Here is a 13,172-nt window from a genome sequence, read left to right as displayed (position 1 = left end):
GTCGGGGATCAACCTTCCCACCACCCCGCCGCAACCTTCCCACCACCCCGCCCCGCATTGTCTGCGAGGCAGGGCGGGGGCAGGTCAGCCGCGCGGATCCAACTGCGAGGGACGTGGCACGTTCCGCAGATTCGACTTGGCCATCTGTACTGCCTCGCCGACGCCGCCGTTCATCACCATCTTCGACATCGCCAAGGCGAAGCCCTTCATCTGACCGCCGGTGATGGTGGGCGGCAACGACAATGCCAGCGGATCGGTCACCAGATCCACGAGGGCCGGTCCGTCGTGATCGAGCGCCGCGCGCAGACCGGATTCGATGTCGGCAGGATTCTCGATGCGCCGCGAGAAGATTCCGAGCGCAGCGGCGACCGCCGCGTAGTCGACCGCGGGCACGTCGACCCCGAAATCCGGAAGGCCGTCGACCAGCATCTCGAGCTTGACCATTCCGAGCGTCGAGTTGTTGAACACCACGATCTTGACCGGCAACTTGTACATGGCGACGGTGACCAACTCACCGAGCAGCATCGACAATCCACCGTCGCCCGACACCGAGATGACCTGTCGCCCCGGGCTGGACCATGCCGCACCCATCGCATGCGGGAGTGCATTGGACATGGATCCGTGCAGTGCCGACGAGATGAAACGTCTCGATCCGTTCGGATTGAGGTAGCGCGCCGTCCACACATTGCACATGCCGGTGTCGGCGGTGAAGATTGCGTCGTCCGCAGCCAGATCGTCGAGGATCGAGGCCGCATACTCGGGGTGAATCGGCGTGCGCTGCTTGACCGGATCTGTGTATGCACCAACCACTTTGGTCATCAAAGTGTTGTGCTTGGCGAGCGTGTCCTCGAGGAATCCGCGGTCAGCCTTTCGATCGAGCTGCGGAATGAGTGCACTCAAGGTACTCGCGACGTCACCGTGCACGGCCAGATCCAGGCTGGTTCGACGCCCCAACCGCTCCGCCGCGATGTCGATCTGAGCAGTGCGAACGTCGTCGGGCAAGAACTGATCGTAGGGAAAGTCCGTACCGATCAGGAGCAGGAGATCGGCGCCGTGGATACCGTCGTGCGCCGCACCGTAACCCAGCAATCCGGTCATCCCGACGTCGTACGGGTTGTCGTACTGGATCCATTCCTTGCCACGCAGTGAATGCCCGATGGGAGCGCCGACGGTTTCGGCCAGCGCCAATACTTCCGCGCGTGCGTCTCGCACACCGGCGCCGGCGAAGATCGCGACTTTGCGCGAGCCGTTGATCACATCTGCCAACGCCTTCACATCACCGGCATCCGGAACGACTGTCGGCCTTCGCGTTTCGACGAGTGTCGGCGGGGTGCCTTCGGCTGGGCAGTCGGCAATGTCGCCGGGAAGCACGATCACCGAGACGCCGTTTCGAGCGACCGAATGCTGAATGGCAGACTGCACCACGCGGGGTGATTGCACTGGCGTACTGACGAGTTCGGTGTAACTCGAACATTCGATGAAGATCCGCTCGGGATGCGTCTCCTGGAAGTAGCCCATACCGATCTGCGCACTGGGGATGTGTGAGGCGATCGCGAGGACCGGGGCGCCCGAGCGATGAGCGTCGTACAGGCCGTTGATCAGGTGAAGGTTTCCGGGGCCGCAGGATCCTGCACACACCGCGAGTTTTCCGGTGATCTGGGCATCTGCTGCGGCGGCAAATGCGGCTGCTTCCTCATGACGGACGTGTATCCAGTCGATTCCGCCCTTTTCAGAACCACCGGTGCGACGAACCGCATCGACGATGGGATTGAGACTGTCTCCGACAATTCCGTAGATCCGACTGACACCCGCGTCAACGAGCTGCTGAACCAATTGATCTGCAACGGTTTTCGGACTCATCAGACCTCCATGACACACTCACGGGCGTCGGGATCGCCGACCCCCGCGAGTGACGATTTACTTGTGGTTTATGCAGTGCTTCTTGTGGACTGCCGTTTCGTGAGGACTGCGTTACTTGGGTTCGAGCACGAACACCGGGATCTCACGATCGGTCTTCGTCTGATAATCGGCATAGTCGGGGTACGCAGCGACAGCGCGCTCCCACCAGACCGCCTTCTCGTCTCCGGTGACTTCACGAGCTACGAGGTCGAAGACCTGCGTCGCGTCACGCAGCGTGACGTGCGGATTCGCTATGACGTTGTAGTACCAGACCGGATTCTTCGGGGCGCCGCCAAGCGAAGCCACTACGGCATACGAACCGTCGTGCTCGACGCGCATCAGCGGCGTCTTCCTGACCTTGCCGGACTTTGCCCCGATGGTCGTGAGAACGACGACGGGCATGCCGTTCATGTCGTTTCCCTCGGTGCCGCCGGAGTTCTCGATGCGTGCGACCTGATCGGCGGCCCACGACGCTGGACTGGGTTCGTACTCACCTGTGATTGGCATGTGTACCAGTGAACACCCACTCGACTGCCTTGGCCACCGAACCACGCCGACCAGGTCTGTCGCCGGCGCACTCCCCTGGTTGATCGATTAAGTGAGCTGCCGATCAATAAAGTTCGCTTGCCCGAACTCTCATCTCTGGCTACTCTGAAACCACAGCTTCGAACAGCCGTATCAGCTAGCCGCGCCACATCGTGAAAAAGACTGCACCGGGAAAGGGACGAGATGACCACCGCAGATATCTCCACTCGCGAATCACACCCCTCACCCGATCATTGCGTCGATCTGGCCGGGACTCGGTGGCCGCTGTACAAGATCGAAGCTCTGGTAGTCGGTTTCGTGCTGTTCGTCGTCGCAGGTGCCGTCACGCAGTCGATGCAGGTGGCCGTACTTACTGCCGCAACAGCAACGGTGATCACCTGGTGGACGCGACGTGTTCACTACTCACGCACCACCTGATCACTGCACTCCCCGATCTCTGACGGACCACGAAGGGGCCTTGCTGCATCAGCAGCAAGGCCCCTTCGTTCGATTCAGGTCCGCTCGGTCGGCGGTCAGACCGTCAGACAGCTCGGTCCGAGCAATGCCTTCAGGTCACCCATCAGCGCTGAGGACGGTTCGACCCGAAGGACGTCGTCGACCTTCCACAAGCTGATTTCGGTTCCTCCGATCAGCCGGACATGTACGTCGGACGTTCCCGGATGCCTGGTCAGCACCTGCTTGAGAGCACTGAGCTTGTCCTTGGTGCATTGTCGTAGCGGCAACGAGACCGACAGCGGACGCGCGACCCCGATCGCCGAGATATCAGGCACCGCAAGGTCGTTGCCGATCAGCGACATCCGATCGTCACGGATCGAGACGCGAGCCTTGACCAACACGATGGCATCCTCGGCGATGTCCATTCCGTACACGGCGTAAGCCTGTGGGAAGAACAGCACCTCGATTCCACCCACGAGATCTTCGAGTTGCACGATGCACCAGGTCAGACCGTTCTTGTTGACCCGGCGATCCACCGAGGCGATGATGCCGCCGAGAGTGACCTGGGCGCCGTCCTGAACGCCGCCTTCGAGTATCGCGGCGATGGACGTGTCGGACTGCTGCCGAAGAATGTGCTCGACGCCGTTGAGCGGATGGCCGGAGACGTACAGCCCCAACATCTCTCGTTCGAGTGCCAGGCGATGCTTGGAGTCCCACTCTTCCTCGGGAATCTTGACGTCGAACACCGAGGTGATCGACTCGTCAGCCTCAGCCCCGCCGAAGAGGTCGAACTGGCCGATCGCCTCCGCCTTCTTGGTGCTCATCACGGAATCGATGGCGTCGGCATGAACCAACATCAGACCCTTGCGCGGATGACCCAACGAGTCGAAAGCACCGGCCTTGATGAGAGATTCGGTGACCTTCTTGTTGCAGGCCATCGCGTCGATCTTGCCGAGGTAGTCGGAGAAATCGGTGAACTTCGACTTCTCGGTACGCGCCTTGATGATCGAGGCCACGACGTTGGCGCCGACGTTGCGCACCGACCCCATACCGAAACGAATGTCGTCGCCGACGGTCGCGAAGTCGACTCGCGATTCGTTGACGTCCGGCGGAAGCACGGTGATGCCCAACTTGCGGCAGTCTGCGAGGTAGATCGCGGACTTGTCCTTGTCGTCACCGACAGAGGTGAGCAGACCGGCCATGTACTCGGCCGGGTAGTTCGCTTTGAGGTACGCAGTCCAATACGACACGAGCCCGTATCCGGCGGAGTGCGACTTGTTGAACGCGTAGCCGGCGAAGGGAAGGACCGTGTCCCACAGCGCCTTGATGGCCGCCTCACTGAAGTTGTTGTCCAGCATTCCCTGACGGAACCCGGCGTACGCCTTTTCCAGCTCGGACAGCTTCTTCTTACCCATGGCGCGACGCAGCAAGTCGGCCTGACCCAGGGTGTAACCGGCCACCTTCTGCGCCAGTTGCATGATCTGCTCCTGGTAGATGATCAGGCCGTACGTCTCCGAGAGAATCTCCGCGAGCGGCTCCTCCAACTCGGGGTGAATCGGCTTGACGTCTTCCAAGGCGTTCTTGCGCTTGGCGTACGAGATGTGGGCGTCCACACCCATCGGTCCCGGTCGATACAGCGCCAATGCGGCCACGATGTCGCCGAATCCGGTGGGCTGCATCAGTTTCAGCAACTCGCGCATACCGCCGCCGTCGAGCTGGAACACGCCGAGAGTGTCACCGCGGGCGAGCAGTTCGTAGGTTGCCGCATCGTCCATCGGCAACGTGTCGAGGTCGAGGTCGATGCCGCGGTTGGCTTTGATGTTCTCGAGGGTGTCACCGATGACCGTGAGGTTTCGCAGGCCGAGGAAGTCCATCTTGAGCAGACCGATGGCTTCACACGAGGGGTAGTCCCAACCGGTGATGATGGCGCCGTCCTGGGCGCGCTTCCACACCGGGATAGCGTCGGTGAGCGGTTCGGACGACATGATGACCGCGCAGGCGTGCACACCGGCGTTACGGATCAGCCCTTCCAGACCCACCGCTGTCTTGTAGATCTTCGCGACGTCCGGGCTGGAGTCGATGAGCGCCCGAACCTCGACGGCCTCCTTGTACCGCTCGTGCTTCGGATCGGTGATACCGGAAACCGAGATGTCCTTGGCCATGATGGGCGGCGGCAGTGCCTTGGTGATCTGATCGGCGATGGCAAAGCCCGGCTTGCCGAACTGGACGCGAGCCGAGTCCTTGATGGCTGCCTTGGTCTTGATGGTGCCGAAGGTGATGACCTGGGCGACCTTGTCGTTGCCCCACTTGTCCGTCGCGTAGCGAACCATCTCGCCGCGACGGCGATCATCGAAGTCGATATCGATATCGGGCATGGACACGCGCTCGGGATTGAGGAATCGCTCGAACAGCAACCCGTACGGGATGGGGTCGATGTTGGTGATACCCATCGCGTAGGCCACCAACGAACCGGCAGCCGACCCTCGACCGGGTCCGACGCGGATCCCGACGTCCTTGGCGTGGTTGATCAGGTCGCCGACCACGAGGAAGTAGGCCGGGAAGCCCATTTCATTGATGACGCCGATCTCGTAGTCGGCGCGGGCGAGGTACTCCTGCGGAGGTCCGCTCGGGAAGCGGCGGTCCAGCCCGCGCATCACCTCGGCGCGCAGGAAGGTCTGCTGCGTGTGGCCCTCCGGGACCGGGAAGATCGGCATGCGGTCGTGGAACGCCCAGACGTCGTCGTACGACTGCACGCGCTCGCCGATGGCAACGGTGTTGTCGCATGCCCCTGGTACTTCGTTGTCCCAGATGGCGCGCATCTCGGCAGCGGACTTGAGGTAGTAGCCGTCGCCGTCGAACTTGAAGCGCGTCGGATCCGAGAGCGTCTTGCCGGTCTGGATGCAGAGCAGCGCCTCGTGGTTCTCGGCGGCGTCCTTGGTGACGTAGTGGCAGTCGTTGGTGGCAAGCGGCGGGATACCGAGTTGCTTGCCGATGTCGAGCAGGCCCTCGCGCACACGGCGCTCGATCGAGAGACCGTGGTCCATCAGTTCGAGGAAGAAGTTGTCCGGTCCCCAGATCTCCTGCCACTTCGCGGCAGCTTCGAGAGCTTCGCGATCGTGACCGAGACGAAGACGCGTCTGGATCTCACCCGACGGGCAACCGGTGGTGGCGATGATGCCCTCGGCGTGCGATGCGATGAGCTCCTCGTCCATGCGGGGCCACTTGCCGAGCTGGCCTTCGATGGACGCGAGCGAGGACAGCTTGAAGAGGTTCCGGAGCCCGGTCGCGTTCTCGGCCACCATCGTCATGTGGGTGTACGCGCCGCTACCGGAGACGTCGTCGGACTTCTGGCTGCGGTCTCCCCACAGAACTCGCTTGGTGTTGAAGCGGGATTCCGGCGCGATGTAGGCCTCGATGCCGATGATCGGCTTGATGCCGGCGCTCTTGGCTTCGTTGTAGAACTGGCTGGCGCCGTACATGTTTCCGTGGTCGGTCATGCCGACGGCGGTCATTTCGAGACGAGCGGCCTCCTCGAACATGGCGCCGACCTTGGCCGCACCGTCGAGCATCGAGTACTCGGTGTGATTGTGAAGATGTACGAACGAGTCAGCCACGTGCGCCTCTCTGAAGGTCTGGGAGCGAGATCGAGTGTATGCCGCGCTGCCGACACGTTCGGCGACCGCCATCGTGGAGTCGCAGCGTGCCGCCTCGGATCACGTGACCGGAACCTCAGGTTCGACGCTCGACCTCATCGAACGCCGAGAACGCCGGCTTGCGACGAAGGTGTCTGTCGTGAAGATCACCAGCGCGGCCCAGATCAGAACGAAGCCGATCCACCGTGACGCCGGCATGTCCTCGTGCATGACGGCCACGCCCCACGCCATCTGCAGCGCTGGGGTGAGGTACTGCAGCATGCCCATCGTCGCCAACGGAACTCGCTGAGCGGCGACGCCGAAAAGGAGCAGTGGCAGCGCGGTGACAGGGCCGGCCGCGAGCAGCAACAGGCTGTGTCCGGCGCCGCTGCTGATGAAGGCGCCGGCCCCGGTCAGGCCGAGGAACACGAGGTAGCCGACCGCGAAGGGTGCGGCAACAACTCCCTCGGCGGTCAAACTGGTTCGAGGATCGAGCGGAACGACCTTCTTGACCAACCCGTAGGTGGCAAACGAACCGGCGAGCACCAATGCGACGATCGGTGGTTTGCCGAAGTCGACCGTGATCACGACTACTGCCGTGGCGGCGAGGACGAGCGCGGCAACCTGAGCGCGGCGCAATCTTTCGCGGAAGATCACGACGCCGAGCAGAACGGTGACCAGCGGGTTGATGAAGTACCCGAGGGCCGCCTCCACGACGCGGCCGGACACCACGGCATAGATGTACGTTCCCCAATTCACCGCGATTGCCGCTGAGGCCGCAGTCACCAGGAGCCAGGTGCGTGCGCTGATTCCGCGAAGTGATCCGAGGCGGCCGGCGCAGGCCAACACGATCAGCATCAGCAGAAGGGTCCACACCACTCGGTGCGCCAGGATCTCGACCGGATCTGCGAAGTCGAGAAGCCCGAAGAAAGCCGGGAACGTTCCCCACAACAGGAAAGCCGCTACTCCGTAGAAGATCCCCGAGGACGAACCGGATCTACCGCGTTTGTCCTCGCTCACGGGACCGGGCCGTCGTCGGGGCCGGGAGCAACGACGTCCACGTACTCCGGCAGCAAGGGGCGAACAGCCGCGAACCACGGCGAGGCGTCGGACGGCAATGCCTCCACTGCACGGACATTCGACTCACGTCCGATCGCTTCGAGTCCTTCGGGAGTAGCTCGCACCAGCACACCCACCGCGCAGGCGCATCCGGCGGACAATTGCTTCGCCGACGCGAGCGCCACCTGTTGCTGGCGATCGGTGTCGCCGCCGAGCGCGACCAATCGCGTGGCTGCAACACCGGGCGATCTGCGCACTGCCTCGTCGTTGTCGGGAACGGGTACGGACATGAGCGGCGTCTGGACGCGCTCGATCGGTACTCGAAACATGACCCTCGCCACCCGAACATCGGACACGCGAACACTCGAAACCTGAGAGCTGCTGGTCGTCGTCGTGATGACCTCGTCGACGGTGAGTGCCTTCGTGAACGAGACCAAGGCCCACACCGGCCCGTCGACCGACGCAACAGAATCTCGCGCTCGATCGAGGTAGTCCGGCACAGCTTCCCCACTGTCCGGACCGAGAGTGTCCGTCCTGATCGGCGGGGTCGGCACGGGATTCGCGAACCCCACACCGACCACCGCCGCCACTGCGACGACGGCCAACGCGGGAACAAGCCCGCGCGGTGTCATGAGGACCGGAGAACTTCGAGTGCGTGTTCGAGATCCTTCGGGTACTTGCTCTTGATCTCGACCCAGCGACCGTCCGCCGGATGTGCGAATCCTAGAGACACGGCGTGCAGCCACTGGCGCTCGAGGCCGAGCCGTTCGGCAAGTCGAGGGTCCGCGCCGTACGTCAGGTCGCCGCAGCACGGATGGCGCAATGCCGAGAAGTGCACGCGAATCTGGTGTGTACGACCGGTCTCGAGGTGCACGTCCAGCAGACTCGCGGCCTGGAACGCCTCGATGGTGTCGTAGTGCGTGACGCTGGGCTTGCCGTCGGCCGTGACCGTGAACCGCCAGTCGTTACCGTGGTGGCGTCCAATTGGGGCGTCGATGGTTCCGCTGCTCGGGTCGGGGTGTCCCTGTACGAGAGCGTGGTAGCGCTTGTCGATTGTCCGCTGCTTGAATGCCCGCTTGAGCAGCGTGTACGCGCGCTCGGACGTGGCAACCACCATGACGCCCGACGTACCGACGTCCAGACGGTGGACGATTCCCTGGCGCTCGTGGGCACCGGACGTCGAGATCCGGAAACCGGCCGCGGCGAGTCCACCGATGACGGTCGGTCCTGTCCAACCGACGCTGGCGTGCGCGGCAACTCCGACAGGCTTGTCGACTGCCACGACGTCGTCATCGGCATAGAGGATCTCCATCCCCTCGACCGGCGTCGCCTCGATGGTCAACGGCCGCGGTGGTTCGGGCAAGACGACCTCGAGCCACGACCCTGCGGTCAGACGATCGGACTTGCCGACAGCCACACCGTCGACGAGTACTGAGCCTTCCTCCGCGAGTGTCGCGACCACGGTGCGCGAGAGTCCGAGGAGGCGCGCCAAGCCCGCGTCGACGCGCATGGCGTCGAGGCCGTCGGGCACTGGCATCGAACGGGATTCCCTCACTTGGTTTCCCCCTCGGCTGCTGCCTTCGAATCGGTGAGCTTCTCGTCGTCCGTCTTGTGATCACGCAGACGTTCACCGTTGGGTTCGAAGCCGAACAGTGTCAGGATGACGAGCAGGATCGCGCCACAGACGATCGCGGAATCCGCGATGTTGAACACCGGCCACCAGCCGACGGAGACGAAGTCCACCACATGTCCGCGCATGATTCCGGGAGAGCGGAAGAATCGGTCGACGAGGTTACCCAGCGCGCCGCCGAGAACCAGGCCGAGACCGAGCGCCCACCACGGTGATCGGAGTGTGCGGCCGATCTTGATCACACCGATGACCACACCGATTGCGACGAGGGTGAGGATCCACGTCATCGACGTCGCCATCGAGAACGCTGCCCCCGGATTGCGCACCATCGTGAATGTGACCACGTCACCGATGATTTCGATCGGCTGCCCCGGCTTGACTGCGGCGACAGCCCACACCTTCGTGAGAATGTCCGAGAGCAGGATGACCGCCGCGATGGCAATGAGCGTGGTCAGCTTGCGGGGCTTCGCAGCCGACGACTCGGCCGGGTCGCCGCCCTCAGATTCCGCAACTTCCGGTTTCGCGTCTTTCTGCTGCACGGTTTCGGGCTCGTCGGCCTTCGAGATTTCGGTAATCGGCTGATCCTCCGCGTTGACATCTCGGTCTGGGTGGTCTGTACTCACGCAACCATCATCCCTCATGTTCACCGCACCGGGTCACGCACTCTGCAACTGCGGCTAGCCTGGAGCGCGTGCCACTGCTGTCCACGACCGGCCGACGCGTTCCGTTCGCCCTCGCTGCCCTCGCTCTCACCACCGTTCTCACCGCTTGCGGCGACTCGGATCAACCTCCGAACACTCCGACCTCCTCGCCGAGTGAAGTCACTGTTCCGGTGACCGCCGCGACGGTCGAAGTACTCGATGCGGGAAGCGAGCCGCGCGAGGTTTTGCGCACGAACTTGCCTGTCGGCACCACGCAGACGGCGACGCTCGTCACCCAGGCCGTCGTGAGTCAACAGATCGATCAACAGCCGGCGCAGGATTTCTCTTCGCCGGAGATCACGATTCCGCTCTCGGCAAACGTGACAGCCGACGATCCCACGGCGGTCGTAGACCTGACGCTGTCGTCGATGACCTCGCCGGATGCAACGTTGCAGGCAGCACTGAGCGGGGCCGACGGATCTGCGGCTGGATTGTCCGTCACGGATTCGGGCGCCATCACCGCCCTACGGCTGAAGCCGTCCGCAAACTCGGCCAATGCCGCCCGCGCCGCGATCGAGCAGGCGCTCGGCCAAGCGGTGTACCGGACCGTTGCACTTCCCGACGCTCCCGTCGGTGTCGGTGCGCGTTGGGTGGTTCGCCAGCAAGTCAGCAGCGAAATCCTGCTCGACCAGACAACCACCGTCACTCTCACCGCACGCGAGGGCAATCGGCTCTCGCTCGCCGTGGACGTATCGCAGACCCCGCAGAGCCCGGTCTGGAACCTGGCCGGTGACGCCGGAACGCTGAACATCGATCAGTACGTCATGGCCGGCGCCGGAAACCTCACCGTCGACCTCTCACTCCCCTTGCCGATCGACGGACAAATGACCGTCGGCGGAGACCAGGCATACGGCGATCCGGACAGTTCCTCGGTGATCCGGCAGACCATCTCGAACAGCATTCGGTGGGAATCGTGAACAGTCGATCTCTTCTCTCACTGGGCCTGACGGCGACGGCGGCACTGTTCGTCGTGACCGGCTGCGGCTCGGACGAATCCCCCAGCAGCGATACGACTACGCAGGTTTCCGCACCCCAGGTCGGCTTGGCGCCGTTCACGGTTGCTCCGGCCGCACCACTGAGCGGGGCACCCCTCGACCGTGACGGCCTCCAACGCGCAGCGCTCACCCTCTCCGAACTACCCGCGGACTTCGACATAGTTCCCGATCCGGTCGACGACCTCGGCCTCGCACCGGCGTCGGAGAGTTCGGAGGCGGACAAGTCGAGCACCGATCCGGCGGTGTGCGCTCAGGTTCTGGCGCCGATAGCCACCCAGGCCACCGGATCCGTCGCCGACCTCTCCGACATGTTCACCGGCCCCGATTTCACGAGCATCGATCAGGACTCGGCTTCGTACGCCGACGGCACTGCGGCAGCAGCAGCTTTCGAGAAACTGCAGACGACTCTGGCTGGGTGCACAGAGTATTCAGGAACAGATGCCGACGGAACGAAAATCACCTATCGCGCCGGTGGATCGTCGGCGCCGAATGTCGGTGACGCATCTTTCGCTTACCGAATCATCACGGAGAGTGGCGGATTCACCCTGGTGGCCGATGCGATAGTCGCAGCTGTGGGGACGACGTTGACACAGGTGTCCGCGACGGCGCCGAGTCCGATCGCACCCGACGTTCTGCAGTCGATGGCCTCGGCTGCTGCGGATCGACTGCGCGCGCAAATGCCGTAGCAGCGAGCGGAACCTGCCCGGCCCGGGCGACTCGCGAATGATTCGGGACCACAGACCCTTTGACAACTGCCCGTCCACACTGAACGGTGAGAGTAGGTACGAAACAGACCAACGCGACACACTGATGTGAGGAGCCAGAGTTCATGCCGGAACCCAGAAGGTCAGATCACACCGATTACGTAGCCGTCAATCCGATCTTCTCGAGGCCAGGCGAGGATTCGGTTGCGTCGAAATACACACTCGAACCCGACGGCATGCTTCCCGAGACCGCCTATCAGATCGTCCACGACGAAACGATGCTCGACGGCAATGCGCGACTCAATCTCGCGACGTTTGTCAGCACGTGGATGGACGACCACGCAACCAAGCTGTATACCGAGTCGTTCGACAAGAACATGATCGACAAGGACGAGTATCCGCAAACCGCCGCGATCGAAACCTATTGCTGGCGCATCCTTGCCGATCTCTGGCACTCACCCTCTCCCAAGGACTCCATCGGCACTTCGACGATCGGTTCGTCCGAAGCCTGCATGCTGGGTGGCCTCGCGATGAAACGACGCTGGCAGCACGCACGAAAGGCCGCGGGTAAGTCCACGGACAAACCCAATCTGATCATGAGTTCCGCCGTACAGGTGTGTTGGGAGAAGTTCTGCAACTACTGGGACGTCGAAGCGCGCTACGTGCCCATCAGCGAAGAACATCGGACCCTCGACGGTCATGATCTGGACAAGTACGTCGACGAGAACACCATCGGCGTCGTCGCGATCATGGGTGTCACGTACACCGGCATGTACGAGCCTGTCCTGGAAATCTCGAAGGCGCTCGACGCCATCGAGGAGAAGACCGGCCTCGACGTCCCCATTCACGTCGACGGCGCTTCCGGTGCGATGATCGCACCGTTCCTGCAGCCCGAACTCGAATGGGATTTCCGGCTACCGCGCGTGCATTCCATCAACACCTCGGCGCACAAGTACGGACTCGTCTACCCGGGCCTCGGATGGGTGGTCTGGCGATCGCAGGATCTACTTCCCGACGACCTCGTCTTCAAAGTGAGCTACCTCGGCGGCAGCATGCCGACCTTCGCACTGAACTTCTCGCGCCCCGGCGCTCAGGTGATCCTGCAGTTCTACTTGTTCCTGCGTCTCGGTCACGACGGCTATCGCGCGATCCAGCAGTCCTCGCAAGACGTGGCGAAGTTCCTCGCCGAAGGGATCGGGAAACTCGACGCCTTCGAGCTGTGGAACGACGGGTCCGACATCCCCGTCTTCGCGTGGCGCCTCGCCGAGGGGCACACGTCCAACTGGACGCTGTACGACCTGTCGGACCGACTCCGCGGCAAGGGTTGGTTGGTGCCGGCCTATCCCATGCCCGATGATCTCGCAGATCTGACAGTGCAGCGCATCGTGGTTCGTAACGGGCTGAGCATGGACCTGGCGGCCAATCTGCTGCGCATCATCGAGGAGGAAACCGCGTTCCTCGACGAACTGGACAGCCCGATGCCGCGGCCGCGCGTCACCGAGGGATTCCATCACTGACGTCGCTTGTCGCACAAACGAGCGGCCGTCGACTCCCTTTCGGGAGTCGACGGC

General features: G+C 63.0%; 11 protein-coding genes. 4 read left to right on the top strand and 7 right to left on the bottom strand.

Features of this window, described 5'->3' with window-relative positions:
• Positions 1-84: 84 nt before the first annotated feature.
• Together ACWF6P_RS26020 and ACWF6P_RS26015 are read right to left on the bottom strand one after the other, a co-directional pair.
• Entirely contained in the window at positions 85-1,860 is a 1,776-nt protein-coding gene (locus tag ACWF6P_RS26020; RefSeq protein ID WP_378547185.1) for a pyruvate dehydrogenase, read from the bottom strand.
• A 111-nt stretch (positions 1,861-1,971) separates the two neighbouring features.
• The gene (locus ACWF6P_RS26015; RefSeq protein ID WP_378636908.1) at positions 1,972-2,406 is read right to left on the bottom strand and encodes a nitroreductase family deazaflavin-dependent oxidoreductase; all 435 of its coding nucleotides are present in this window, start codon (positions 2,404-2,406) and stop codon (positions 1,972-1,974) included.
• 222 nt (positions 2,407-2,628) lie between these two features.
• Here ACWF6P_RS26015 and ACWF6P_RS26010 point away from each other — a divergent pair, with 222 nt between their 5' ends.
• Entirely contained in the window at positions 2,629-2,862 is a 234-nt protein-coding gene (locus ACWF6P_RS26010) for a hypothetical protein (protein ID WP_452623004.1), read from the top strand.
• Positions 2,863-2,957: 95 nt separating this feature from the next.
• Here ACWF6P_RS26010 and dnaE read toward each other — a convergent pair whose 3' ends face one another.
• The 5 genes from dnaE to lspA all read right to left on the bottom strand — a co-directional run bounded on the left by dnaE (position 2,958) and on the right by lspA (position 9,824).
• Positions 2,958-6,494 carry a DNA polymerase III subunit alpha gene (dnaE, locus tag ACWF6P_RS26005; RefSeq protein ID WP_452623003.1) on the bottom strand — a complete coding sequence of 1,179 codons (3,537 nt, stop codon included), beginning with the start codon at positions 6,492-6,494 and terminating at the stop codon, positions 2,958-2,960.
• A 99-nt stretch (positions 6,495-6,593) separates the two neighbouring features.
• Complete coding sequence (gene rarD / locus ACWF6P_RS26000; protein ID WP_452623002.1) at positions 6,594-7,532, bottom strand: EamA family transporter RarD; 939 nt, start codon at positions 7,530-7,532, stop codon at positions 6,594-6,596.
• Positions 7,529-8,203 carry a hypothetical protein gene (locus ACWF6P_RS25995; RefSeq protein ID WP_452623001.1) on the bottom strand — a complete coding sequence of 225 codons (675 nt, stop codon included), beginning with the start codon at positions 8,201-8,203 and terminating at the stop codon, positions 7,529-7,531. Before ACWF6P_RS25995 ends, rarD begins: the two co-directional genes overlap by 4 nt.
• On the bottom strand, positions 8,200-9,126 hold the full coding sequence (locus ACWF6P_RS25990) for an RluA family pseudouridine synthase (RefSeq protein ID WP_007733161.1): 927 nt from the start codon (positions 9,124-9,126) through the stop codon (positions 8,200-8,202). Before ACWF6P_RS25990 ends, ACWF6P_RS25995 begins: the two co-directional genes overlap by 4 nt.
• Complete coding sequence (gene lspA / locus ACWF6P_RS25985; protein WP_452623000.1) at positions 9,123-9,824, bottom strand: signal peptidase II; 702 nt, start codon at positions 9,822-9,824, stop codon at positions 9,123-9,125. Before lspA ends, ACWF6P_RS25990 begins: the two co-directional genes overlap by 4 nt.
• Positions 9,825-9,892: 68 nt before the next feature.
• Here lspA and ACWF6P_RS25980 point away from each other — a divergent pair, with 68 nt between their 5' ends.
• From ACWF6P_RS25980 to ACWF6P_RS25970, 3 genes are all read left to right on the top strand, one after another.
• The gene (locus ACWF6P_RS25980; protein WP_378647129.1) at positions 9,893-10,819 is read left to right on the top strand and encodes a hypothetical protein; all 927 of its coding nucleotides are present in this window, start codon (positions 9,893-9,895) and stop codon (positions 10,817-10,819) included.
• Positions 10,816-11,583 (top strand): sensor domain-containing protein, encoded by a 768-nt coding sequence (locus tag ACWF6P_RS25975; RefSeq protein ID WP_452622999.1) that lies wholly within the window; start codon positions 10,816-10,818, stop codon positions 11,581-11,583. Before ACWF6P_RS25980 ends, ACWF6P_RS25975 begins: the two co-directional genes overlap by 4 nt.
• A gap of 143 nt (positions 11,584-11,726) precedes the next feature.
• Positions 11,727-13,118 carry a glutamate decarboxylase gene (locus ACWF6P_RS25970; protein ID WP_452622998.1) on the top strand — a complete coding sequence of 464 codons (1,392 nt, stop codon included), beginning with the start codon at positions 11,727-11,729 and terminating at the stop codon, positions 13,116-13,118.
• Positions 13,119-13,172 lie beyond the last annotated feature (54 nt).

The organism is Rhodococcus sp. NPDC055024 (assembly GCF_053608585.1).
Note: the sequence above shows the minus strand (reverse complement) of the source record. Positions and strands in the feature narration are given on the sequence as shown.

Coding starts and splice junctions, on each gene's coding strand:
- ACWF6P_RS26020 (WP_378547185.1), bottom strand. CDS start 1,860: ATGAGTCCGAAAACCGTTGCAGATCAATTGGTTCAGCAGCTCGTTGAC.
- ACWF6P_RS26015 (WP_378636908.1), bottom strand. CDS start 2,406: ATGCCAATCACAGGTGAGTACGAACCCAGTCCAGCGTCGTGGGCCGCC.
- ACWF6P_RS26010 (WP_452623004.1), top strand. CDS start 2,629: ATGACCACCGCAGATATCTCCACTCGCGAATCACACCCCTCACCCGAT.
- ACWF6P_RS25995 (WP_452623001.1), bottom strand. CDS start 8,203: ATGACACCGCGCGGGCTTGTTCCCGCGTTGGCCGTCGTCGCAGTGGCG.
- ACWF6P_RS25970 (WP_452622998.1), top strand. CDS start 11,727: ATGCCGGAACCCAGAAGGTCAGATCACACCGATTACGTAGCCGTCAAT.